We start from the raw sequence: 25,389 nt of genomic DNA on the forward strand, positions 1-25,389 counted from the left end.
AAAGGTAACCATACTCTATGTCAATTCGTAAGCGTTTAACTCTTATTTTACTATCAATGATGGTGTTAACGTGCTTTTTAGCTTTAGTCAAAGGCTACCAAAAAAGTATGAGCCATGGTGAGCAACTACTTGATAGTGAGCTAAAAGTGGTCGCTGGAGTGTTGATGCAACAGCCTTTATCTATAAACGCCATGGCGCCAAAAATGCAAGAAAGCGCCCAGTTACTGTATCAAATTTGGCAAGCTGGTGAGCTCCTTAGTGGCTCTGACGAATTAAATCTTGATTTGAGCCAGTATCAAGCGGGTTTTCAAACGCTTAATATTGCAGGGCAGCGAATGCGGGTATTCGTTTTTGTCACTTCTTTACGCACCGTGGTTGTTGCCGAGCCGATTGCTAAGCGGTTTGAACTTGCCGAGGCGGTGATTTTATCAGCCATGTTGCCTATGCTTTGGGCGGTTCCTTTGCTTGCGCTATTTATTAGCTTTTTTGTTAAATATGCACTGGCACCATTAACCCGTTTATCAAAACAGTTAGCTCTGCGCCAAGCAAATGATTTCACTGCGATCAATTGGCAGGTGACTGATGAAGAGATAAAACCGGTGATCAGCCGCTTAAACGATTTATTTAAACGCGTAGAAACCGCCTATTTACGAGAGCGTTTTTTTGCCTCTGATGCGGCACATGAATTACGTACTCCCCTGAGCAGTTTAAAAATTAATGTGCATAATTTGGCTGCTCAACAAGGGGATAACCAAGAATTACAAGCCATGACTCAAGGTATTAATCGACTGTCCAATATAGTAGAGCAAATGCTAATACTAGGGCGTACTCAGCCAGAGCAGTGGCAAAAACAGTTTAAGGAGCAATCATTATTAGCGATCACGCAAGAGGTAGTTAGCCAGTTGTATGAAAAAATAGAGGCTAAAAACCACACTATCAGTCTTGAGGGAGATGACTTTATCATTAACGGTGATGAATTTACCTTAGTGACGTTGATTTCAAACCTACTTAGCAATGCCATAAAGTACGCACCAGCCAATGGACAAATAAAAATAACGCTAAAGCAGATGCACAAGCAGCGTATTTGGCAAATAGAAGACAGTGGCCCAGGTATGGCGGACGATCAAAAACAACGGATATTTAACCGTTTTTATCGTGTTGGCGGTGACCAACACCCTTCGGGTGAACAAGGTGCGGGTTTAGGCATGGCAATAGTGCAGCATATTATTGCTATTTATCGCGCTGAAATTCACTTAACGGATAGTGATTTGGGTGGCTTAAAAGTACAGGTAGTTTTTGCAGGAGCTAAATGTGATTAAACGACTTATTAGGCCTTACTTATATTGTTGTGTATTTTTATCATTTAACGCCGCCAGTAAAGACTATCTTATTGTACTTAAAGATCATTTGTTTTACCCCGCAGAAATCGTCGTACCGGCCAATAAAAAGGTACGTTTGTTAATCGAAAATCAAGATAGTACGCCTGAAGAGTTCGACAGTTTCGATCTCAATCGAGAGAAAGTACTTTACCCTAAGCGCAAAAGCGTTATTTATATCGGGCCGTTAATCCCTGGGCGTTATGAATTTTTCGGCGAGTTTTCGCCCAATACGGCGCGTGGTGCTGTCATAGTAACTGAAAAGGAGCGCTCTAATGCTAATAACTAGCCTAGTGATGAGTCTAAACCAGTTACTGCCGGTGGCCATTTTACTTATTTTACTGCAAGTTGTAGCCAAGCAAAGTTTAATGAAATTGCTGGGAGGGCTTATTTTAGGGATCGGGCTTTCATTTTTGTTTGTAAAAAGTGCGCCGTTAATTAGCCCCTTGTTTGACTATCAGGGTTTAGAATATGCCCAAATTGGTTTGTGTATTTTAATTTTTATTAGTGCACTGTACTACGCCATTAAACAAGCAACAGCTGCTTTTATGATTGCGATTATCAGCGTAATGACACTTTATTTAAGTCACTACATTATTTACCTGATTGGCTTTTGGCAAAACAACGAAGCGGCTCAAAGTTTATTTATTGGCACTTTTTTAGGCTTGGGAATATGTAGCAGCTTTAGCGTGTTGTTGTATTTTTTATTGAGTGCAACCAAACAGCGCTTTGGGCTTACCCCTTTATTAGTATTGTTGGCATTAAATAGTGGTGCAAAACTAGTAGTGGCACTTGATTTAGCAAGCCAAATTGATTTGATAGCAACAACGGTAACCGTATGGGATTTACGTGACATTTTAACCGAAAACTCAGAGTTTGGACGAGTATTGCGCGCTCTGATTGGTTATGAGGCTACGCCTAATTTAACCAGTGTTTTAAGTTATGCGCTGAGCAGCGTGTTATTTTTATCTGCTTGTTATTTTATTCCTAAATTAATCACTAAGGAAAAACCATGAAAGCAATAAACCTATTTGCAGCCACTGTATTAATTGGTTTTTGTTTATTAATACCTAAGCTCGTTTATGCTGATGGCATAGTGGTAGATAAAGTTTATCATCCGTATGTGTTGCCGTTTGAGCGCGAGCTAGAATGGCGGCTTGTGTCGCATCAAACTGATAGTGGTAATATTTTAGCGCAGCGCGTTGGCTTAGGCGGCGCAATAAACGACACCATGGCATTGGAAGGCTACATCGTGGGTGAGCGCGATGATAACGGTGACTTTGGCTTGCAAGCGTATGAGTTAGAGCTTCGTTGGCAGTTAATAGAGCAGGGCAGGCTATGGGCTGATTGGGGCGCGTTATTTGAATTTGAAAAACAGCATGACGCCGACGCATACGAAGCAACCTCCGGTTTTGTAATTGAAAAAGAGTTTGGGCGTGCAAGCCTCACCATGAATGCTTTTTTAGTATACGAATGGGGGCAAGATATAGAAAACGAATGGGAAAGCGAGTTTAGAGCGCAATATCGCTACCGATACTTGTCTGCTTTTCAGCCCGCGGTTGAGGTTTATCTTGGTGAAGACTTTGTGGGTATTGGCCCTGGGTTTATAGGCTTGCACCGCTTTGATGGACAAAAACAATTAAAGTGGGAAGCCGGTTTTATTACTGAAATCAGCCAGTCAGAGAAGAATCATAGTTTTAGAATGGCGTTAGAATTTGAATTTTAAGCTGCTTAAACAAGTGCTTAACATGTAAAGTGAGTTGCGAGGGTTATTTTATTAATTAAATCGCGTAAAGGGTTGACTTGTCGCAGTAACTCTATATAGTAGGCCGCAGCTAGAAAGAAAGCATGATAATTTATAAATCTCCATTTCGTTGTTGTATAAGTAATACTTGTAGTACCGTCCTGAAGTTTTTAAGTACCATCTCATTTTTTGCTACACCGCCCATTAGGGCACAATTTAATTTTTTATATCAGGAATAATACTATGTCTAACATTGTATCAGGTACAGTTAAGTGGTTCAACGAGTCTAAAGGTTTTGGTTTCATCGAGCAAGAAAACGGTCCAGACGTTTTCGCACATTTCTCAGCAATCAAAAGCGAAGGTTTCAAAACTTTAGCTGAAGGCCAACGTGTAGAGTTCACTCTTTCACAAGGTCAAAAAGGTCCTCAAGCTGATAACATCACAGCTCTATAATTTTACTTTTTAAGTAAAATGAAAAAAAGCGCTTAAGGCGCTTTTTTTGTGCCCAAAATTTAAGAACATCCCACCACCGCTTTAACATTCCCGTCATTTTATTTCTATTTACGTCATCTGCTATTTTAACATTACAAACAGCGTTATAAATTAATAGTCTCTACGAGTTTTCTAGGTTAAAGTTATTACTTAAATCATAGGGGGTGTGTATCTATAAATTTATACTATTAGCTTTTGTGCTGTTATTTAGCCAAAAAATTCAGGCTGCTGAGCCTAAACTGGTTATTTATACCGAAAGTTTTCCTCCGTATAACTTTCAAGATGGCACTGGCCAATTGGTGGGTATCAATCATGACATAGTAAAAGATACCTGTGCCCGTGCAGCGCTAGAGTGCGAGTTTATAATGCTACCTTGGAAGCGTGCTTACCACTTAGTGCAAAGTAACCCGCAGTCAGCCATTTTTTCTTTGGCAAAAACGCAAGAGCGAGAGCCTCTTTTTAAATGGGTTGGACCCTTGGTGTCAAATCAAACCTATTTTTATAAATTAAAAACCAGTGAACATATTGTCATGGACGATATCACCCAAGCTAAGAACTATTCGTTAGGCATAGTACGAGGCGATATTTATGAAATGCTGGTGCGTCGACTTGGGTTTGTAGCTGATAAAAACTTATTGTTATTTAGTGAAGCAGACTCATTTATGCGTTTGTTTTTTAAAAAACGTATCGATTTAATTATTGGATCTGACTTTACCATAGGCCATCAAACCGAACCATTTGGCTACTCTAGAGATGATTTAGTAAAGCTTAAACAAATTCATGTAGATGAGCTAAAAGGCAATTATATTGGTTTTAATAAAGCTGCTTCACCTGCGATTGTAGAACGTTTTAATCAAGCTCTAAAGCAACTTAAAGCAGAGTCTGGCTATGAACCTTACATTAAACGTTATGTAAAAAATTAAAGCTTTAGGTCGGGTAAGCGTAGAAAAGCTCAAAAAGTTCCCGCTTAATAATGCCTATATTACCTCTTTACAACCATTTATCCTTGTTAACTTCGCACTCTCAAGCGCCTTGTAAAGGGCTGACAATTAAATGCTTCTGCAGTTACACAGTTGTTCATATTTTTTAGAGAGTGCAATGATGGCTTTTAATGGCGTAAGGAGTGCGTGAATGAAGGTTTAGCAAAGGATAACTTTGGGGGCCAGTTGTTGAGGATTTAAAAGTAGGGGGGCTAAAACGATAAAAGGGCCTTGCGGCCCTTGGTGAAGTATCGTTCAAGTCAGATAGTGCTTTAACCCCTTAAAGCGCTATCCTATTGTTTTGCAACAGATGGATCATCTCATTAAGTTTCTAAGCTAGCGAGAGGAAAAACCCAGCAATTGCTGCGCTCATAAGGTTAGCCATAGATCCTGCTAACACTGCTCTGAGCCCTAAGCGTGCGATATCCTTTCGCCGACTAGGCGCCATACCGCCTAATCCACCTAGTAAAATGGCTATCGATGATAAGTTAGCAAAGCCACACAATGCAAAAGTAACAATTGCTTGTGTATGCGCACTTAACGTATCGCGATAATTTATAAAGTCTAAGTAAGCAACAAACTCATTTACCACTAACTTTTGACCAATAAAGCTGCCGGCTATAATTGCCTCATTCCACGGTACTCCTAGTAACCATGCAACAGGGGCAAATAAGTAGCCTAAAATTTCTTGTAGCGTTAATGTAGGGTAATCAAATAACCCACCAATACCGCCTAATAAACCGTTTAATAAAGCAATTAACGCAACGAAAGCAAGTAGCATTGCACCTACGTTAAGCGCCAACTGCATACCGTTTGCTGCGCCTGATGCTGCTGCATCAATAACATTAACCGGTTTGTCATCGCCTAAATCTATCTCGGCTAAATCATCTTTAGGTGTTTCTGTCTCTGGCACTATCATTTTTGCCATTAAGAAACCACCTGGTGCCGCCATAAAGCTGGCTGCAATTAAATACTTAAGGTCAACACCAATAATCACATAACCGGCCATTACAGAGCCTGCTACGGTGGCTAAACCACCAACCATTACGGCAAACAATTCCGACTTGGTCATGGTTGCAATAAACGGTTTAACAATTAAAGGCGCTTCAGTTTGACCAACAAAAATATTTGCTGTGGCTGAAAGCGACTCGGTGCGTGAGGTTTTCAATAATTTTTGTAAACCGCCACCCAAAATTTTAATAATCCAATCCATAATGCCTAAGTGATATAACACAGCAACCAACGCTGAGAAAAACACAATAACGGGCAATACTTGAATTGCAAAAATAAACCCTAGCGTATCTTGCGAAGCTAATGGGCCAAATAAAAAGCTAATTCCATCGTTGGCATAACCAATAACCGATGAAACGGCGCGAGACATACTCGCTAATACATTTTTGCCTGCTTCAAAAAACAGTACAAATCCGCCGATAATCACTTGCATTAAAAATGCGATACCCACGGTTCTTAGTTTTATTGCTTTGCGATTAGTTGAGGCTGCAAAGGCAATGCCTAGTAGCACCATCATGCCTACTAAGCTCATAAATGTTGTCATACAAACGTTTCCCGTTGTTATTCTTGTAAAATGTACTTTATTTTACTTTTTATAATATCAATCGCAACGCGATTCATACCGCCTCGAGTCACAACTAAATCAGCGTTATGCTTTGAAGGCTCAATAAATTGATAAAACATCGGTCTAACAGTTGCTTGATATTGCTCAACAACAGATTGTAATGTTCTGCCTCTTTGTTCCATGTCGCGTTGCATTCGGCGCATTAAACAAATATCTAGCGGTGTATCTATAAACACCTTGATATCAAATTCTTTATTAAGCGCTTTATCGCTCAGTAATAAAATACCTTCTACAATGAGTATTTTAGCCGAAGCCACACGGCGTGTTTTATCGCTGCGTGTATGTTGGGCATAATCATAAGTTGGTACTTCAACAGAGTGGCCATTACGAAGTTGTGTTAAATGCTCAAGCATTAGTTCGTGTTCAAATGCATCAGGATGGTCGTAATTCGTTTGCGTACGATGTGCCATCGGCAAATGCGATTGATCCTTGTAATAAGCATCTTCTTCAATAATGGCGATAGCGCCTGGTTCAAGCTCATTTACCAATTCATTATAAATTGTTTGGCTAAATAGAGATTTGCCGGACGCCGATGCGCCTGCAATAGCTATAATAGTTCGTGTCACTAAAGTTCTCACCCACACAGAAGGATATATTGTTGGTAGATCACAATAGCAAAAAAGACACGATTAATCTCTTTTGCTTCGCTTAAGAGTGCAAATTTATAATGTTTAGGTTTTATGAAACAGGACTTATGTCCTGTACGGAAAAATCGAAGAGCAGATAAAGTAACCACCTAGAACAGATGTGAGGTCACAATGGCAAGAGCAATTATCTTAATGGCGGATAGTTTAGGAATTGGCGCAGCACCCGATGCAGATAAATTCGGTGATGTAGGTGCTAATACATTCGCACATTTACTCAAGGCATATTATGACGAAACTGGCAGTAAGCTTTCGCTTCCTAACCTTTCAAAATTAGGGTTAGTTGATGCATGTGAAGCCGCTGGTAAAGAACCCTGTTTAATTGCTGACCGAAATGAGCCACAAGGTGCATGGGGTTATGCAAAAGAGCTTTCAAGCGGTAAAGACACGCCATCGGGTCATTGGGAAATGGCTGGTGTGCCAGTGTTATTTGATTGGGGATATTTCCCAAAAACACAACCGAGTTTCCCACAAGAATTTGTAGACGAGTTTATTGCTCGTACAGGTATTCCGGGCATTTTAGGCAATTGCCATGCATCGGGAACCACCATTTTAGAGCAGCTAGGTGAAGAGCACGTAAAAACAGGTAAACCAATCTGTTACACCTCAGCTGACAGTGTGTTTCAAATAGCCGCGCATGAAGAATCATTCGGCCTAGAGAAGCTTTATCAAGTTTGCGAAATCGCACGGGCGCTGCTTGATGAAATGAATATAGGACGAGTGATTGCGCGGCCATTTTTGGGTTCAAATAGTCAAGACTTTGCCAGAACCGGTAATCGTCGTGATTATTCAGTATTACCGCCTTCGCCAACATTGCTTGATGTACTTGCAAAAGACGGTGGCGAAGTAATCAGTATTGGTAAAATTTCAGATATTTATGCGCACCAAGGCATTACCCAAAAGCATAAAGCGCCAGGGTTAATGAACTTGCTAGAAAAAACCAGTGAAGTGATGGCCACTGCGCAGGATCACAGTTTAATTTTTACCAATTTAGTTGATTTTGATGAAAAGTTTGGCCATCGCAGAAATCCTGTTGGCTATGCTAAAGCGCTAAAAGAGTTTGATGATTACTTACCAACTATTTTAGATCAGCTAAAGCCAGATGATTTATTAATGATCACCGCCGATCATGGCTGTGACCCGACCTTTCCAGGGTCTGAGCACACTCGTGAATATGTGCCAGTTATTGCTTATCAGCCAGGAATGAACAACACGCCACTGGGTGAACGCAATAGCTTTGCTGATATCGGTCAAACACTTGCGCAATGGTTTAACCTTAAAGCGTTAGAATATGGTGATGGCTTTATTGATAAGCTGAACACAGTTAAATAACTTAGAAATACGCTCGCTATTTTAAAGTAATAGGGCTTTTAGCCAAACAAAAGGAAAACAATCAATGAGTACTCCGCATATCAGTGCAAACGTAGGTGATTTTGCCGAAACAGTATTAATGCCAGGCGATCCGCTACGCGCACAATATATTGCTGAAAACTTTTTAGATGATGCAGTGCAAGTAACTGGCGTACGTAACATGTACGGCTTTACAGGAACTTACAAAGGTAAGCCAGTGAGCATTATGGGTTCTGGCATGGGCATTCCTTCAATGTCAATTTATGCTCGTGAACTTATTGTTAGTTTTGGCGTTAAAAATATTATCCGTATTGGTACCTGTGGTGGTATTGGCAGCGATATTAAAATTCGCGACGTAATCTTTGCACAAGGTGCAAGCACAGATTCTAACGTGAACCGTGCCCGCGTTCGTGGTACTGACTTTGCAGCGATTGCTAACTTTGATTTACTTTTAAACGGCGTTAATGCGGCTAAAGATTTAGGCATTGATGCAAAAGTAGGTAACGTATTTACTACCGATACTTTCTATCAAGCTGATGACACTTTCTACAAAGACCTAGACAAACTAGGTGTACTTGCGGTTGATATGGAAACAGCTGGCCTATACGGCGTAGCAGCAGAGTATGGCGCAAAAGCAATGGCATTATTTACCGTAAGCGATCACGTGATCACCGGCGAAGCAACACCTGCAGATGAGCGTCAAACCACGTTCAACGAAATGGTTAAAATTGCATTAGAGTCTATCTAGTCTTAAACAGTTCCTTGGTAACGTATTCACTAAGTTTTGGAGACACGCCCAAAGTGAAGTGAGACTAAACCCCCAAAGCCGCATTTTATGCGGCTTTTTTTATGCCTGAATTTAGGTGCGGGATGCGAGCCAAGGGCTTCGAGCTACGAGCTTTATGTTCCTAGGTTTTAGCACTAGCTCGTTGCTCGATACTCGAAACCCGTAGCCCGTTGTGTTCTCATTTATTTCCCTGTCAGTATTTATAACTTAATGCTAATGTTTAAGTTATAAAGCTTGCCTTTAAAGTGAACAATTTTAAAGTTTTAGCTGATAGCTGAAAAACGTCTTAAACTCTGGAGTAACTATGTCTAATTGGATTGATGCGACAGTAAAGTCAGTCAAATGGTGGAATGAATCGTTATTTAGCATAACCGTTCACGCCGATGTAGAGCCGTTTAAAGCAGGGCAATTTACAAAGCTCTCTATTATGGACGGTGATAAACGTATCGCTCGCGCCTACTCTTATGTTAATGCACCACAAAGTCCTGATTTAGAGTTTTACCTCATCAATGTGGTTGATGGTTTACTATCTTCTCATTTAGCCACACTCAAACCAGGTGACACCGTATTAATAGAGCGCCGAGCAACTGGCTTTTTTACTCTAGATGAAGTGCCTGCGAGTGAGCAATTGTGGATGCTTAGTACAGGCACAGCTATTGGGCCATTTTTATCAATGTTACAGCAGAGCGAAGTATGGCAAAAATACAAACACATAAATTTAGTGCATGGTGTACGGCAAAATAGCGATTTAAGCTATCAGGAGCTTATTAACAAACTAATAAAATCACATCCTAGTCAACTCAACTATATTCCGGTTGTTAGCCGTGAGGTGCCTTTACAAGGCTTAGCAGGCAGAATTACCACTGTGATTGAAAATAATGCTTTATATGAGCACGTGGGATTATGGGCTACACCAAATAATGCCCAATTTATGCTGTGTGGTAATCCGCAAATGGTTAAAGACACCACAGAGTTATTATTGGCTCAAAATTATAAGCGTAATCGTCGAAAAGAGCCGGGACATATCACGGTTGAGCAGTATTGGTAGCTAGCTATAACGTTATAATAACTATCTCAGAGGCCTAAAATTTGCTATGTTGCGCTTTAATTGTATTTAGTCTTCGTACTTAGGAAATCCATGAAATCTTTATTTATTATTTGTGCCTGTTTATTGGCCGCTTTCACGTTAAATAGTCATGCTATAGAGCAATCAACACCGCTGGACGAGACTAAACAAACACAGCAAAAAAATGCAGCGCAACAACAAGACGCGCTTGATACATTAAGCCAAGAGGCTAATACACCAAAAAAGCCGGTCGTTGATAAAGTAAAAGCAGATGACTCTCAAGTACTTGGCAGCGAATCTACAAAGCCCGTTCAGCAGCCTAATAGCAAAGCGGATAAAGCCCAGGCTGTTGCGCAAGCTGAGCAAGCAGTCACACAAGCAAAAGAAGCACTCACAGCAAAGCAACAAGCCAAAGCAAAACAGTCGCGTGAGTCACTTGCTGTTGTTGAGCAATTAGTAAATGCTTACAACGCGCGTAACATTGAAGAATTTATTCGCATGTATGATGAAGATGTTGAGTTTTATATTTTCCCGAATGAGCTATTATTTAAAGGTAAAGAAAAACTAATAGCGCGTTATGGCATTATGTTTAAAAAACTTAAGTGTCTGCACTCATCACCAATCAAGCGTATTGTGCATGGTGATATTGTAATAGACCATGAACTGTCAGAAACCTGTTCAACGGATGCGAACGTTATAGATAAACGTTCAGAGCTTATATCAAGTTATCAGATCAAAGATGGTAAAGTGGTTAGGGTTTTATTTTTTAGGTAATTATTAATTATGCAGCTAAGTGACGAGAAAAAAATTCGTGTAATGTATCGAGTAGAGCCAGGTTGTTTAGGCCCTGATGGCGTAGACCACATTGAAGACTTTTGTCGCTTTGCGAACAAGCACATTAAATCGCCTTATTATGCGCAGTTATTATTTTTACCTCGATACGACAAGCAAAAAGATGAGCGCCAATACAGCGTTAAAAACCGCAATTTATCTCAGGTGCAGGCTAAAGCGTACTTAAATCATTTTGAAATTGACATAGAAGACTTTGAAGAGCAGCTAGACGAGCTGCTCTCTAAATCAATAGACTTATACTTCAAACGCTAGGGTCAGCAGACCCTAAGCTTCGTTTGAAACAATAGCATTAAAGCTATCGTTATCATGTAGGCTGGCAAAAGCACTTTCGTGAAGTAGCTCGTTTCGTAAGTTAGGCGAGTATTCAAGAGACATTTTTATATCAGCTAGGGCATCTGCATGTTCATGTGTTAAAGCATACGCACAGGCTCTTTGCCAATAGGCGTAACCATAATCACTGTCTATATCAATGGCTTGATTGCAAAGCTCAATGGCTTGCTCAGTTTCATTTAGCTCTAATAATGCATCCGCTTTGTAGGCAATGGCTTCTACATCTTCTGGTTTACGTTTTAAAATTTCATCGAATATTTCAATTTTATTGGCAATATCACTTTCTAGGTTGGCTCGCATCCATAACGAATGAACTTCGTTGGTGATCGATATACGTTCTTGGTTACTGAGTATTTCTTCAGAACGTACACGCAGTTTTTCTTCTAAAATTTTCAAGCGGTCTTCGTACTCGTCAGTAATAACACTAACTCGAGTATTTACTATATCTTCTACTTTATTTTTTACATCACGTAGTGAATTCCAGCCCACCAATACTAAAATAGAAGCAGTGGCAGTAATAATAAAAAATACATTATTAATGGTATCTGTGGTGTAGGTAAGCGCCCGATCGGCGGTGTCTAACTGTGCATGCGTAACTTGTTTGGTTACGTCTTCACGCAGTTTTTGTTGATCTTGGCGAACCGACTTTAATTCGTCGAGAATATAACGCTCAAGTAATGGCTTATACATTGGCTCTTTTAGCTGCGCTAATTCACGTTGCTGTTGCTCATCCAAGGTCGCGGTGTTTTTATCAGCAGCTTGCACTGCAGATGAAGCACCTATAAAAACAATAAATAGTAAAAAATAAAAACGCATTGATATGCCTAGTTAAAAAATTAATTAATCGCTTTGTTAACTCTAACATGCGCACATCATTGGTACTAGGGTGAGTATAGGGAAGCTGGCATTAACTTGGGTGGCAGTAATTATAGGCAAAAAAAACCAGCCCAAGGTGGGCTGGAAAAAACTACATCAACATCTCAGGGAACAATAGGAGATAAGGCCTAGTGTATATGTGCCTACCTGAATTTTTACTTAACTAAATTCAAATAGTTAAAAATAGGGAAGAAATAAAGGTGCATAAATAGTTTATACACCTTTTATAACTATAATTTCATGGCGAAGGGGGGTATTCCACTGTGCACTTAAGATAACCTAAGTCACTTTCAAACCCTTCAGCATACATTACGTGGCTATTTTTAATAACGATCATCTATTTTATAAAAAGTTTTAATATTAAGCACACAACTGGCAGCACCATCATATTTATAAATGATTGTAATCGTTTTAAAGCATCGTCTTGCGCTAGCGTATCAAAGCCGCTACACGTATATTGAATAAGCAGAGACCGTACACGTCATTAATATAATGGCAAAAAAATAACAGCGCTCCCACTTGGTGAATGCCAAAAGCAGTAAGCATGGGCGTTTTTATTTATATTTAAAAAGGAGCTCAATATGGATAATCATAAAGCGGGTAAATGCCCAGTTATGCATGGCAGTAATACCACAACTGAAAACACCAATACAGATTGGTGGCCAAATTCACTAAATTTAGACATCCTTCATCAGCACGATAGTAAAACTACCCCCTACGATAGCGACTTTAATTACGCCGACGCTTTTAATTCACTCGACTTAGAGGCACTTAAAATCGACCTAAAAAATTTAATGACTCAAAGCCAACCGTGGTGGCCAGCCGATTGGGGGCACTATGGTGGTCTGATGATCCGTATGGCGTGGCATGCTGCGGGCTCGTATCGTTTAGCGGATGGCCGAGGCGGTGGCGGTACGGGTAATCAACGTTTTGCTCCACTTAACTCATGGCCCGATAATGCCAACCTCGACAAAGCTCGCCGTTTGCTGTGGCCAATTAAAAAGAAATACGGCAATAAGCTTTCATGGGCTGATCTGATGATTTTAGCCGGTAATATGGCGTATGAATCAATGGGACTTAAAACCTTTGGCTTTGCTGGCGGCCGTGAAGATATTTGGCATCCAGAAAAAGACGTTTACTGGGGTGCAGAAAAAGAATGGCTGGCCCCAAGTGATGAGCGATATACCCAGGTTGATAAACCCGATACCATGGAAAACCCATTAGCAGCAGTACAAATGGGCTTAATTTATGTAAACCCAGAAGGGGTTAATGGCAAGCCCGATCCACTTAAAACCGCAGATCAAGTTCGCGAAACCTTTGCCCGCATGGCCATGAACGACGAAGAAACCGCAGCACTCACCGTTGGTGGCCACACTGTAGGTAAAACTCACGGTAATGGTAAAGAAGAAAACTTAGGCCCTGAGCCAGAAGCTGCCGACGTACACGAGCAAGGCCTTGGTTGGAATAACCATAAAACGCGTGGCATTGGCCGTGATACCATGACCTCAGGTATTGAGGGCGCATGGACAACTTACCCAACTAAATGGGATAACGGCTATTGTAAATTGTTGCTCAATTACGAATGGGAGCTAACAAAAAGCCCTGCCGGTGCTCATCAGTGGGAGCCGGTTAATATTAAAGAAGAAGATAAACCCGTTGATGTGGAAGACTCATCAATTCGTTTAAACCCAATAATGACCGATGCGGATATGGCAATGAAGCTAGACCCCGCATATCGTAAAATTATTGAGCGCTTTAATAACGATTTTGAGTACTTTACTGACGTATTTGCTCGCGCATGGTTTAAGTTAACCCACCGTGATTTAGGGCCAAAATCGCGCTATTTAGGTGCCGATGTACCAAGCGAAGATTTAATTTGGCAAGATCCAATTCCAACGGTTGATTACACCCTAAGCGACGCTGAAATAACCGACTTAAAAGCGAAGCTACTTAATTGTGGATTAAGTGAAACCGACTTAATTAATACCGCATGGGACAGCGCACGTACTTATAGAGGCTCCGATCACCGTGGTGGTGCTAATGGCGCTCGTATTCGCCTTGCTCCGCAAAATAACTGGCAAGGTAACGAACCTGCGCGTTTAGCCAAGGTACTTAGCGCACTTGAAACACTGCAAGCGAGCTTAACTAAGCCTGTTAGTATGGCTGATTTAATTGTACTTGGCGGCACCGCTGCAGTAGAGCAAGCCGCTAAAAAGGCCGGGGTTGATGTAACCGTACCATTTGCCCCAGGGCGTGGCGATGCAACTGATGATATGACCGACGCCGAGTCATTTGAGCCATTAGAGCCAATTCATGATGGTTTTAGAAACTGGTTGAAAAAAGACTACGCTGTATCCGCCGAGGAGCTATTACTGGAGCGCAGCCAATTAATGAGCTTAACCGCGCCAGAAATGAGCGTGTTACTAGCTGGTATGCGCGTACTGGGCACTAACTATGGCAATAGTGAGCATGGCGTATTTACAGACAACGTAGGCGTACTGAGTAACGACTTCTTTGTTAATTTAACTGACATGAACAACCGCTGGGAACCTGCAAGTAAAGGCGAGTACAACATAGTTGATCGCGCAAGCGGTAAAACCAAGTACACGGCTACGCGGGTTGATTTAGTGTTTGGTTCAAACTCAATTTTACGTGCATTGGCAGAGTTTTATGCTCAAGACGATAACAAAACCCGTTTTGTACACGACTTTATAAATGCATGGGTAAAAGTAATGAACGCCGATAGGTTTGATATTAAATAAACCTGAGTAATATTTAAAAAGGAGCAGTAATGCTCCTTTTTTTTATTATTTGAAAGTTACGAGCTGTGGGCAACGGGCTGTGAGGCGCGAGCTAGTGCTAAAATCTGAAACCTTTATCCTTTAACCTACTCTTTCAGCGCAGCGCCTCATAACCTCAGTGGTGAATAAATCACTTAAAAATTATTTGCACAAACAGCAAAGAATGGGTGCAAATGAGCAAAAAAACACAGCCTTTCTTTACTCTTTTATAAATAAACTACCAAGCACAATTCTGCCGAACCCCGAACCCCAGAACAAAAAAACGGCGCTTAAATAAGCACCGCTTTTAAAATGGTTTAGGCTATTTCTTTAATCTTTAATCTTTAACCTAGCTATTAAGCTACTTTATTTTCTTCACAGCTTGCTAGGTATTCGTCAAACGTACCTTGGAAGTCAATCACTTGCTTGTCTTTAATATCAACAATACGCGTTGCTAGTGACGATACAAACTCACGGTCATGGCTTACAAAAATAAGCGTGCCTTTAAAGTCTTTTAGGGCATTGTTAAGCGCTTCAATGGCTTCCATATCCATGTGGTTTGTTGGTTCATCCATTATTAGTACGTTAACGTCTTGCATCATTAACTTACCGAATAACAAACGGTTTTTCTCACCACCTGAACAGTTACGGGCTTTTTTATTTGAATCGTCTGCGGTAAATAATAAACGCCCTAACATGCCACGAACCATTAAATCGTTGTGTTTAGCAGTGCGCCACTGCGACATCCAATCAAATAAAGTTAAGTCGTTATCAAAGTCTTTGCTGCTGTCTTGTGGGCAGTAACCAAAGGTCGCGTTTTCTGACCATTTAACTTCACCGTGTAAACTTTCAAGCTCGTTAACTAAACAACGTAAAAAGGTGGTTTTACCCACACCGTTTTCGCCAATTACCGCAAGCTTTGCACCCGCTTCAAGCAATAAGTCGCCGCCGGTAAATAATGTTTCACCGTTAAACCCATGGCCAAGCTTGGTTAGCTCAAGCGCTTGGCGATACATTTTTTTGCCTTCGTCAAAGCTCAGTGACGGGCTCATACGGCTTGATGCTTTAACTTCATCAAGCTTAATTTTGTCCATTTTTTTAGCACGCGAGCTGGCTTGTTTTGCTTTAGAGGCATTAGCACCAAAACGGTTAACAAAGTCTTGTAGCTCGTCTATTTCAGCGCTTTTTTTCGCGTTTTCAGCTAATAACTGTTCGCGTTGCAAGCCTGAGGCTTCAAGGTACTTTTCGTAGTTACCTGGGTAAATACGCAGCTCGCCGTAATCAATATCGGCCATGTGCGTACATACCGAGTTTAAAAAGTGACGGTCATGGGAAATAATAATCATGGTACATTTACGTTGGTTAAGCTCATTCGCAAGCCACGTAATAGTATGAATATCCAAGTTATTGGTTGGCTCATCAAGTAGCAAAATATCAGGATTAGCAAATAGCGCCTGTGCTAAAAGCACACGCAATTTCCAACCAGGGGCTACGTTTGCCATTAAACCATAATGAAATTCTTTATCGATACCCGCATCAAGTAGTATTTCTTCTGCGCGGCTTTCTGCGGTGTAACCGTCCATTTCAGCAAATACACTTTCAAGCTCGGCTACTTTCATGCCGTCTTCTTCGCTCATTTCAGGCAACGAATAAATACGGTCGCGCTCTTGTTTTACTTTCCAAAGCTCAACGTCGCCCATAATTACCGCGTCAACTACGCTGTATTGTTCAAACGCAAACTGATCTTGGCTTAGGTTACCTAATTTTAGCCCCGGCGTAATAGACACATTACCTGCACTAGGCGTAAGCGCACCGCTTAAAATTTTCATAAATGTCGACTTGCCGCAGCCGTTAGCGCCAATTAAACCGTAACGGTTACCGTTACCAAATTTAGCTGAAATGTTTTCAAACAACGGCTCTGCGCCAAACTGCATCGTAATATTTGCGGTGGAGATCAAAAAAAGTAATCCTAGAAAATTAATGGCAGGGTTAAGCTGCAGCAAGGTGCCGCATAAATAAACAAGCGATAGAGTAAATAATAGGCCGCGAATTATACAGATCCACGCCCAAAGATGAAAGGTAAAAGAATAAAGCTTAAAAGCTATAACAGCTGATAAATAGCGTGTATGTTGCTTTTATTTTGTTTAATTAACTCATTTATAGTTTGTAACTCGGCTTGGTTAATAGACTTTTTACTCAACATTAAATGAATAGAACTCTTATTAATAGCCGCCATACTAGTAACAAGCTCAATGCTTGGGTGTTGGTTTAAAAAATATTGTGCTGCTACTTCGTCTTCTATTGCGTAATCCACTCTGTTTTTACTAAGCATTGCAAAGCGTTTATCGGCTGTGGGCATCATAATAACGTGAGCAGGATGATTTTGTTTAAACTGCGCAAATGCAGCGCCATAATAACTACCGCGACCAGTAGCGAGAGTTAAATCTCTATAAAAAATATCGCTTAGGTTATTTATATCAGGAGAGTCGCTATATTTATAAAGGCGCATTATTTCATCGCGATAAGTATCGCTAAAATAGGCATAACTTTGTCTATCAGGGGTTATGCTGGCTGCAAAAACAATATCTATACGGCCTTCTTTTAACTCTTCAAAAGCACGAGCAGAAGTAGGCAGCAACATAAACTTTAAACAAAAAGGTGAGCCGTTAAAAATCGTATTTACCACATCAATTTCAACGCCTGTTAAATTGTTATTAACTGCCACCACATAAGGCGGCCAGTTGCGTTCATTGGTACCCACTTTAAGTGTTTTGGCACAGGCAAATACCTTAAAACTACCAATTATTAGTAATACAACAAAAGCGAGTCTTAGCATTTTATTACTCTAAAGAATGACTACAACTAAGTATACACTAGCTGGCAGATTTATCCCGCTTGTAATAAATAAAGAGCGCGCAGTGCAGGTAGCCCAGTAAAAACAAATGCTGGGGGCTCAAGGGGTTGCAACTAAGCCTAACGACGCTCGATAAGCCTTTAATTGTTTGTTACGGCCAATTTCATCGGTTAACTTATTCCAGCCGGTTTCAATGTTTTCAACCGTTTGGTCTACGGTTTGGTTATGCCTTAAGTATTTAGCTACTTCCGTGTCGAGTATGTCTCTAAAGTAACGGTTGTTTTCAAAAATTCTTAAATCCAGAATAATATTGGCATTATTTACCGTTTTAGAAATAGAGCCTAAATAAAAGCGAAGGGTATTTTCACTCATGCCTTGCTTAAGCCAGCTTTGCTGATTAACCAATTGAGAGGTACGATACGGATTCATGCCCGTGGCCCCTATGGTTACATCTTCATTAGATTGCAAAGGCTGAGTAACATACGACAAGTACTCATAAGCGAGCTTTTTTTTGCCAGCAGTGCTGGCGCGGTTTATTGAGCCTACCCAACCACCAAATGCAGCATAAGGCGCATAGTTAATATCGCCCATGGCAAATGGGCAAAGGGTAGAGTTACATCGCTCAAGCTGGTTTGTTTTACGATTTAATACCTCGGTTGACCCCGGTAATATACTTACCCCCGTTTTGTTTTTTACTTTAGATTCGGGTAATACGGTCATGGTGCCAATATCGCCCCATTCAATAGCTAAAGCGCAGCGCCCATTAATAAACGCATACCTTACATCGTTAGTGTCAAAGTTAAGTTCATCGGCAGAGCCAAATTCGGTGGTTTGTTTATAAATTTGTAAGGCTTTTTTAAATGCCGCGTTATTCACTAACGGCGCCATGGTTTTGGTGTTAAAAAATATCCCCTGCGACGTGCCTTTACTTTGCAAAAAACTACCCGCAATAGACAACAGCGACCAATACGACTGTTCATTGGCTTTTTTAGAAATGCACGAGCCAAAATCACCTTCGCCATCCCCATTCATATCAACCCCATGTAATTGCTTAGCAATAGCAAGGTAATCATCCCAGGTTCTGGGTGGGGTAAGGCCATACTTTTTAAGCACATCGAGGCGGTAATACAGTAAGTGTATATCGCCATCGAGGGGGATAGAGTAAATTTGACCATTATATTTAGAGCTAAAATCTCTAAAAAAGCGCGATACATCATTCCATTGAATTAGAGGATCGGCACTTACGTAAGTGTCTAGGCGCTCTAGGTAATTATTTTGTGCAAAATCAACCATCCACTGCGATGCATAAGCAATAATATCGTACTGGCTGGTTGGCGAGCTTAAATCTTTACTTATTTCATTATATAACTGACCAAAAGGCACCTTGGTTACATTAACTTTAATACCGGTTTGCTGTTCAAACTCTAAGCCCCTTTGTATAAGTGGCTTGCTAATAATAGTGCCTAAATCAACCGTAAGTACATTAAGTTGGGTGTTTGCGTGAAGCACTGTACTGGGTTGGCTTTCTATTTTAGAGAGAGGCAGGTTACTTTGTGCAACGCATTGAAAAACAAAAATTAAGCTTATAACTAAAGCAAATACAACTCTCATAAAAAACTCAACCACAGCAATATGTAATTACTACTCTAGTCTATATTTTGTGGAAAGGGAAAAGGCAGGTAGTTGTAAGCAATAAAAAGCGCTTCTAGCTCACCACTGGCAAGTAACTTAGCAAAACCGGCATCAAAAATTTGTGCTAACTCGCGGCCTTTAGCGTTATCGGTAAAGGCAATGTATTGCTTTATTGGAACTATGTTTTCAATTTGGTACTGCTGTGGGTCAAAGTTTATTGTTGATAACTCAGCGGCATTAGCAATCAAGGTTTGCTGTAGCGCTTTACGGCTATCTAAAAAGAAATCAAGCCTATCAAGCTTGAGCATTTTAACGCCCTCAATCCGCTGAGTAACCTGTTGTAAATCAATCGGCACGTACAAATAATTATTGTAGTTAGATCCCCTTAATGTACCTACCGAGCGGTTTTGTAACGAATACTCACCTTGCCAATTTTTAAATCGGCCTTTTTTAAACATCGCCGACACAAAAGTAATATCGTAATGCCAAACCGGAAAGTACAACCCCTCCACCTCATTTTGCCTTGCACTTAACATAGCATCGGCATTGCCGTTAGCCGTCCACCAATAAGCACGCGACTGAGGCACAATCATAATATTGAGTTCAATCGACTGCGCAGCAAAAATTTTAGTCAGCATATCAACGTAAAGGCCAGAGCCGTCTTTTTCTACCAGCCCGTCAATGGTGTCGGTAGCCAGTACAATTTTTTTAATATCGCTCGACGCCCAACCACTGCTAGGCACGCCTAAACAAAGCGCTAAAAGTACAGCTAAAAACCACCTAACCCTAACATTCATTGTAAGTAACACCTCTGAACTTAAGCACAGCCACACTAGCCAATACATTATTTATACTAGTAAGCGCTGAAGAGCGATCTTATGAGTAAACATAGCACACCTCGCTGACCAATAAATGAACGGTGCAATACGTGTTCATACTATTACACTGCAGGGTAAATAACAGCCATGTTTTTAGTGTGGATTAAGGTAAGTGTTTAATTATTGCTACTCATTCAAATAGCGCCGAGGCGTTTATATAACTTTAATACTTTCAAAGATGTAGAGTTAATAGGTAAAAGTGTAAATAACATTGGTTTATAGCGGTTAAACAGTGCTTTTTTGTAATAAAAACATACTACTTAGGGCGTATATATTGCCGTAGCTCTATATTTTTAAATGTTGATACTGTAGATTAGTTGTAAATGAATGCCAGATTAATAAATAAACCAAGGAGCGGTGAATTTAGTGCCTACTAAAACACTTAATTACTATAATCAACATGCACAAACTTTTAGCGACTCAACGCTTAATGTTGATATGTCGGCGCTTTACGCTGAGTTTTTACCGCTTATCCCTAAACATGGCCATATTTTAGATGCTGGCTGTGGCAGTGCCCGCGATGCTATGTATTTTAAACAGCAAGGTTTTACTGTTAGTGCATTTGATGCAAGCGAAAACATTGCAAAGTTAGCCAGTAATTACTTACATCAAACTGTAGAGGTAAAAGCCTTTCAGCAGCTTAATTGTATAAATATGTACGACGGCATTTGGTGCTGCGCCAGTTTATTACATGTGCCAAAAGTAGAGTTACCGCAGGTGTTTTTAAAGCTACAAAATGCCCTAAAACCAAACGGTGTTTTGTATGTGTCGTTTAAATACGGCACGCAAGAACGCGTGCATAATGGCCGTGAATTTACTGACTTAAATGAAGATGGCCTAACCGCGCTAATTACCCACCACACCGAGCTTAAAATACTAAAACAATGGCAAACGGTTGACCAACGTCCAGAGCGCGAGAGTGAAGTATGGCTCAATGCGTTAATTAAAGCAGTGCCGGTTTTATGATTGGCGCAATGCAGCAGCAACTCGACTTTATTGCCTATATTCAGCGCATGCTGGTTGAGGGAGAGTTCACCGCAACTTATAAATATGCACTATTACATGCTATTGCTGATATTTGCGTAGAACAGCAAAATGAAGATCAGAGTGCTCCAATGGAAATAAAAATCGACACGTTAGTCGATAAATTTATTCAACTTTATTGGAACCACTCAATGCCTTACGCTGCGCACTCTACCGATATTATTACTAATACTGAAGACATGCTGTTAAAGCAAAATAGCCAAGGACAGGCAAAGTTCATCACCGAAATTTACAAACTACAAAATGCAGGTGTGAAAAGTTACAACGCATTCAAAAACTACCAACAATATAACCAAGTAATTAGCTCTCTTAGGCGAACATTTATCGATGGCCCTCTTTGGCGCTTACAGTTACTTTCGGGTAAAGAAGAATGTTTTTTATATCCCCATATACTTTTAGGTAAAGGCAGAGAGCCCAAGCGAATTGTTTTAAATGCTGGTATAGCTCAGTGTTTTAGGCGTTTTTACGATTTGGTTGTACATCTTAGTGTTACTGAATGGATAGAAAAAGTACAAACTATAAAAGCGAATCAAACACTATTAGGATCACAAAGCCAGCTACAAGAGTTCTTGTTTGGCAGTAACAGAACTGCGTTAAAAGTGGTAACTCCACTATTGATAGATATTCAAAAGGGGCTTTGCTTTTACTGCCAAAAGCCAATGAATCTCAAAAACGAAAAAGAAACTAAAAAAACGCCAGAGATCGATCACTTTATTCCTTTTAAGCGCTACCCAAACGACTTAGCACATAACTTTGTTGCTGCGCATGCTGATTGTAATAACAATAAGCGAGACCACCTCGCAGCTTTTGCTCACCGCGACCGCTGGCTAGAACAAAACCTTGATATTCATAAAGCCGAAATAACTAATAAACTGCAACCTTACTTTTATTGCGATGCAGATAAATCGCTTGCAGTAAGCAACTGGGCGTATCAGGTTGCCGAATCAAGCAGTGCAAAATTATGGCTTGGCAAAAACAGTTTCGAACAAGCAAAACCAACTGCTGAGTTGTTTACGTTTCCAAATGCATCCCAACCTGAGTTAAATCAAGTTGCTAAGCCCGAAGTTAGCTTAAAATCAATTGATAACGCATTAAAGCTGCCGTACTTCCCCAATATAAAAATAGCCTGTGGGCATTTTAAAACAGGGGATGAAAGCGATATGGAATTGATGGATGCACCACTTGGCGCGGGCAAGCTCGACCCACAAGTGCATTTTTTAGCACACGCATCGGGTAACTCAATGAATGGCGGTAAGCACCCAATACTTGATGGTGATTTACTGTTACTTGAGCTTATAACACCCGATAAAGCAGGATCGCTACGCGGCCAAATAGTCGCTATAGAGCGGGATGATATAGGCGGGGAAGGGCAGTATTTACTGCGCAAAGTTAATAAATTACCTAATGGGCAATATGAGCTAATTGCTCAAAACCCAGATTATGAGGTAATGATTGCTGATGAAAGCATGCGAACCTTCGCGCGGTTTAAACAAGTGGTTGCAGAGTAGTTTGTAGTCGCGCTTTAACTTGTAGACGCAGAGCTTGATCGCGCGAAAAGCGCTTTAACCATGATTTTTACATGGTTTGGGAAAGGGATTAATAACCTCTATTCGAGGTTTTATCGCGTTGGCGATGGCAACCAAAGGGCGGCTGCCGCCGACCGCCCTTTGGAATCCCACGGCGCGCCCGAGGATCACACTGTGTCCTCAAGTTAAAAATTGATGTGAACGTAAGCGCCGTGTATTCGCCATCCATGGCGAAGTCACGGCTTAACTTGCATCCATGCAAGTGATTACTCATCAATTTATAACTTTCGGGTGTGATCACGGGGAGTTGGAGTATGTTGGTAGATTGGTGTTTATGAATGAGGGCGGGAGTTTAGCTCTATGCCATAACGTTGTAGTGCGAAAAGTAAGTTTTGGATAATGTAGTTATTTAACCCTTTTTGGAAACAAGGCTGTTTTGCCTTTGTAGGCAAGGAGCGAGTATCAGGCGTTGAAGTTGTCTGAATATTGTAGTTGATTGGTTATTAACTATTCTTTGCGCATATATTCATGAAAATGAACTGCGCGCACACATTGCTTTATATAACTTACCTAGAAGTTTAGTGATAGTAATGCCTTAAATAATTTGTTGAAACCATAAAAAGTAGAAAAGTGAGCGTAGCGTCGGCAGAAATATGCGCGATGTGCGCACTATTAAATTGTTATGTTTTTTAAAGTTTGTCGTATTTTACTTTAAATTATAATCTAAAAAGGATGTCAGATTGGCTAATAAAAAAATATGGGCGTATGCAATGAATGTTAATAATGCATACGTGGTCGGTGAAAAACACCCTCTAAGAATATTTTATATTTGGGAAGTATTAAAGCTTAAAGAAAAGGATATTCATGAGTTTAATCAATTAAGCTTTATGAGTACTCATAATGACCCCACTAAAAGAGTTCCATTATCTGCTGTGAAAACAGGATTTTATAGGTATCCGAAAGGTTATACCTCATCTGAAGTAAGCAGTGGCGATTCGGATTCACTTTCTCACTCGATTGCAATTCAAGTCTTATCTGAAATGGATGAAATTAACTTTAAAATTTCTAAAAATGTTGAATTTAAAGTGAGCGTTGAAAACATTAGGACAGATGACCTGAAAATACAATTAACGAATAAAGACAAATTTTCTTACTACTATCCTGATCTTATTTGCAATTTCACATCTCCTAGTGATTTATCCATGAAGTGGGGCGGGAAATTAGCAATCGAAGTTAAGCATACACATGCTTGTGAACCAGAAAAAATAACTGATTTTGAAAGTCATGGAATACCGATAATAGAAGTTTCGATTGACTCTATTTCAATAGAGAAGATGTTCAAAACAAAAAATCCAACTGCAGATGATTTAGAGAGCTATTACAATTATTTGAAACGAACTTTTAAAAAACAAGTATTTGGTAAAATACTATCTGACCCTATTTCGGTTAGTTATTATAAATTGGAAGTAAATAAGAGAGATTCCAAAATTAAAAGTCAGGAAAATAAACTTTTGGACAGTGAAAATAGCTTACAAAAATCATTAACAAAAAACGAAATTCTTGAATCAAAGTTGTCTGAAAATGAAGATATTCTGGCGAGAGAAAAAAGTGACTATCAAAATAAATTAGTTGAGCGCGATAATAAGATTCTTGAAATCGAAGATACTCTTTCAAGAGAAAGAAGTGGCTATCAAAATAAATTAATTGAGCGCGATAATAAAATTATTGAAATTGAGAAAAGAGGGTTCTGTTTCTTTTTGTTGAAATCTATTGGTTTAAAATAGTAACTAATTGAATTTATTAAAAACATAACAAGAAAATTAACAAGGACACGTAACAGTTGGCTACGTTTCGTTTCGCTACACATTTTAGCCAACCATTACTTAGCCTGTTATTTAGGCGTTATGCGCACTCTCAATAGGGAATTTTGGAAGAAATGAAAGTAAGTAATCCATTAACGATTATTGCAATATTTGCTGGAGTTGCTGAGACGCTAGCCACTGTTGCGTTAGTTAAGTTGCCACCCGAAATCCAAGGAATATTTGTATATTTTGTTATGGCATTTCCGACAGTAATCGTTTTGTTGTTTTTCTTTGTGCTCTATTTAAAGAACAATGTTCTATATGCGCCAAGTGATTACGATGATCAGGCGCACTATTTGGAGGCTAATAATCTAAAACAGAAAGTTAGTGATCAGTTAGAAGTTGTGTTCAAAGAAATTAATCGTCAGGGCAATAAACTCACGAAAGAAGAAGTCGATAGAGCCAAGCAGACCATTTCTGAAACTATAACTAGAGAAACAATTTCTGAGCGGCAAAGAGAATTAATCGATTTCATAACTGATAATCCTTCTGGATTGAGAAAAGTTGCCGAAAATATTGGCTTGTCCATGAATGCTGCAAAGCACTACCTAATGCAATTAGAGCAAAAAGGGCTAGTAGAGCGAGAACGCGTTAAAACTTCGGGTAATACTTTTACGTCGGTGTGGAAATCCCGTGCATAACAAGCAGCAACGGACTGTGCCTGTCACTCAAATTACTGC

At 40.1% G+C, this 25,389-nt stretch carries 23 protein-coding genes; 16 read left to right on the top strand and 7 right to left on the bottom strand.

Annotated features, from left to right (window positions below; genetic code table 11):
- Positions 1–17: 17 nt before the first annotated feature.
- The 6 genes from CWB77_RS04895 (at position 18) to CWB77_RS04920 (ending at position 4,535) form a co-directional block, all read left to right on the top strand.
- On the top strand, positions 18–1,319 hold the full coding sequence (locus tag CWB77_RS04895) for an ATP-binding protein (protein WP_138570303.1): 1,302 nt from the start codon (positions 18–20) through the stop codon (positions 1,317–1,319).
- Positions 1,312–1,665: a cupredoxin domain-containing protein gene (locus tag CWB77_RS04900; RefSeq protein ID WP_010388691.1), complete on the top strand. Its 354-nt coding sequence runs from the start codon at positions 1,312–1,314 to the stop codon at positions 1,663–1,665. The genes CWB77_RS04895 and CWB77_RS04900 overlap by 8 nt, the downstream gene beginning before the upstream one ends.
- Positions 1,652–2,392, top strand: coding sequence for an iron transporter (locus CWB77_RS04905; RefSeq protein WP_138621594.1), 741 nt, complete (start codon positions 1,652–1,654; stop codon positions 2,390–2,392). Before CWB77_RS04900 ends, CWB77_RS04905 begins: the two co-directional genes overlap by 14 nt.
- Positions 2,389–3,102 (top strand): hypothetical protein, encoded by a 714-nt coding sequence (locus CWB77_RS04910; protein WP_055011595.1) that lies wholly within the window; start codon positions 2,389–2,391, stop codon positions 3,100–3,102. The genes CWB77_RS04905 and CWB77_RS04910 overlap by 4 nt, the downstream gene beginning before the upstream one ends.
- Positions 3,103–3,363: 261 nt before the next feature.
- Positions 3,364–3,573 carry a cold-shock protein gene (locus CWB77_RS04915; RefSeq protein ID WP_008467029.1) on the top strand — a complete coding sequence of 70 codons (210 nt, stop codon included), beginning with the start codon at positions 3,364–3,366 and terminating at the stop codon, positions 3,571–3,573.
- 236 nt (positions 3,574–3,809) lie between these two features.
- A complete protein-coding gene (locus CWB77_RS04920) occupies positions 3,810–4,535 on the top strand; it encodes a substrate-binding periplasmic protein (protein WP_249931423.1) in 726 nt (241 codons plus the stop codon).
- A gap of 388 nt (positions 4,536–4,923) precedes the next feature.
- Here CWB77_RS04920 and CWB77_RS04925 read toward each other — a convergent pair whose 3' ends face one another.
- Complete coding sequence (locus CWB77_RS04925; protein ID WP_008110735.1) at positions 4,924–6,147, bottom strand: NupC/NupG family nucleoside CNT transporter; 1,224 nt, start codon at positions 6,145–6,147, stop codon at positions 4,924–4,926.
- Between the two features lie 17 nt (positions 6,148–6,164).
- Positions 6,165–6,794 carry a uridine kinase gene (gene udk, locus CWB77_RS04930; RefSeq protein ID WP_008110733.1) on the bottom strand — a complete coding sequence of 210 codons (630 nt, stop codon included), beginning with the start codon at positions 6,792–6,794 and terminating at the stop codon, positions 6,165–6,167.
- A 192-nt stretch (positions 6,795–6,986) separates the two neighbouring features.
- Between udk and CWB77_RS04935 the strand changes: the two genes are divergently transcribed.
- From CWB77_RS04935 to CWB77_RS04955, 5 genes are all read left to right on the top strand, one after another.
- Positions 6,987–8,204, top strand: coding sequence for a phosphopentomutase (locus CWB77_RS04935; RefSeq protein ID WP_008467026.1), 1,218 nt, complete (start codon positions 6,987–6,989; stop codon positions 8,202–8,204).
- Between the two features lie 64 nt (positions 8,205–8,268).
- The gene (gene deoD, locus CWB77_RS04940) at positions 8,269–8,970 is read left to right on the top strand and encodes a purine-nucleoside phosphorylase (RefSeq protein ID WP_008110728.1); all 702 of its coding nucleotides are present in this window, start codon (positions 8,269–8,271) and stop codon (positions 8,968–8,970) included.
- 343 nt (positions 8,971–9,313) lie between these two features.
- Positions 9,314–10,057: a ferredoxin--NADP reductase gene (locus tag CWB77_RS04945; protein WP_054201474.1), complete on the top strand. Its 744-nt coding sequence runs from the start codon at positions 9,314–9,316 to the stop codon at positions 10,055–10,057.
- Between the two features lie 90 nt (positions 10,058–10,147).
- Entirely contained in the window at positions 10,148–10,849 is a 702-nt protein-coding gene (locus tag CWB77_RS04950; protein WP_054201473.1) for a nuclear transport factor 2 family protein, read from the top strand.
- A 9-nt stretch (positions 10,850–10,858) separates the two neighbouring features.
- Positions 10,859–11,179 carry a hypothetical protein gene (locus CWB77_RS04955; protein WP_008112665.1) on the top strand — a complete coding sequence of 107 codons (321 nt, stop codon included), beginning with the start codon at positions 10,859–10,861 and terminating at the stop codon, positions 11,177–11,179.
- Positions 11,180–11,191: 12 nt separating this feature from the next.
- Here the strand turns inward: CWB77_RS04955 and CWB77_RS04960 are convergent, their stop codons facing one another.
- A complete protein-coding gene (locus CWB77_RS04960) occupies positions 11,192–12,073 on the bottom strand; it encodes a tetratricopeptide repeat protein (RefSeq protein ID WP_008112666.1) in 882 nt (293 codons plus the stop codon).
- Positions 12,074–12,714: 641 nt separating this feature from the next.
- Between CWB77_RS04960 and katG the strand changes: the two genes are divergently transcribed.
- On the top strand, positions 12,715–14,895 hold the full coding sequence (gene katG / locus CWB77_RS04965; protein WP_138621596.1) for a catalase/peroxidase HPI: 2,181 nt from the start codon (positions 12,715–12,717) through the stop codon (positions 14,893–14,895).
- Positions 14,896–15,269: 374 nt separating this feature from the next.
- Here the strand turns inward: katG and CWB77_RS04970 are convergent, their stop codons facing one another.
- The 4 genes from CWB77_RS04970 to CWB77_RS04985 form a co-directional block, all read right to left on the bottom strand.
- A complete protein-coding gene (locus CWB77_RS04970) occupies positions 15,270–16,871 on the bottom strand; it encodes an ABC-F family ATPase (RefSeq protein WP_138621598.1) in 1,602 nt (533 codons plus the stop codon).
- 143 nt (positions 16,872–17,014) lie between these two features.
- Complete coding sequence (locus CWB77_RS04975; RefSeq protein WP_010389548.1) at positions 17,015–17,749, bottom strand: substrate-binding periplasmic protein; 735 nt, start codon at positions 17,747–17,749, stop codon at positions 17,015–17,017.
- A 117-nt stretch (positions 17,750–17,866) separates the two neighbouring features.
- Complete coding sequence (locus CWB77_RS04980; protein ID WP_138621600.1) at positions 17,867–19,378, bottom strand: ABC transporter substrate-binding protein; 1,512 nt, start codon at positions 19,376–19,378, stop codon at positions 17,867–17,869.
- Positions 19,379–19,413: 35 nt separating this feature from the next.
- Positions 19,414–20,196: a substrate-binding periplasmic protein gene (locus CWB77_RS04985; protein ID WP_075170091.1), complete on the bottom strand. Its 783-nt coding sequence runs from the start codon at positions 20,194–20,196 to the stop codon at positions 19,414–19,416.
- Positions 20,197–20,643: 447 nt separating this feature from the next.
- On the opposite strand from CWB77_RS04985, the gene CWB77_RS04990 reads away from it, so the two are divergent.
- The 4 genes from CWB77_RS04990 (at position 20,644) to CWB77_RS05005 (ending at position 25,350) form a co-directional block, all read left to right on the top strand.
- A complete protein-coding gene (locus CWB77_RS04990) occupies positions 20,644–21,243 on the top strand; it encodes a class I SAM-dependent methyltransferase (RefSeq protein ID WP_138621602.1) in 600 nt (199 codons plus the stop codon).
- Positions 21,240–22,829 carry a DUF8808 domain-containing protein gene (locus CWB77_RS04995; RefSeq protein ID WP_138621604.1) on the top strand — a complete coding sequence of 530 codons (1,590 nt, stop codon included), beginning with the start codon at positions 21,240–21,242 and terminating at the stop codon, positions 22,827–22,829. The genes CWB77_RS04990 and CWB77_RS04995 overlap by 4 nt, the downstream gene beginning before the upstream one ends.
- A 758-nt stretch (positions 22,830–23,587) precedes the next feature.
- Entirely contained in the window at positions 23,588–24,631 is a 1,044-nt protein-coding gene (locus CWB77_RS05000) for a hypothetical protein (RefSeq protein WP_138621606.1), read from the top strand.
- A gap of 152 nt (positions 24,632–24,783) precedes the next feature.
- The gene (locus CWB77_RS05005) at positions 24,784–25,350 is read left to right on the top strand and encodes a FaeA/PapI family transcriptional regulator (protein WP_138621913.1); all 567 of its coding nucleotides are present in this window, start codon (positions 24,784–24,786) and stop codon (positions 25,348–25,350) included.
- Positions 25,351–25,389 lie beyond the last annotated feature (39 nt).

It is taken from the genome of Pseudoalteromonas sp. S1610, from assembly GCF_005887465.1.
GTDB classification, from domain to species: domain Bacteria; phylum Pseudomonadota; class Gammaproteobacteria; order Enterobacterales; family Alteromonadaceae; genus Pseudoalteromonas; species Pseudoalteromonas undina.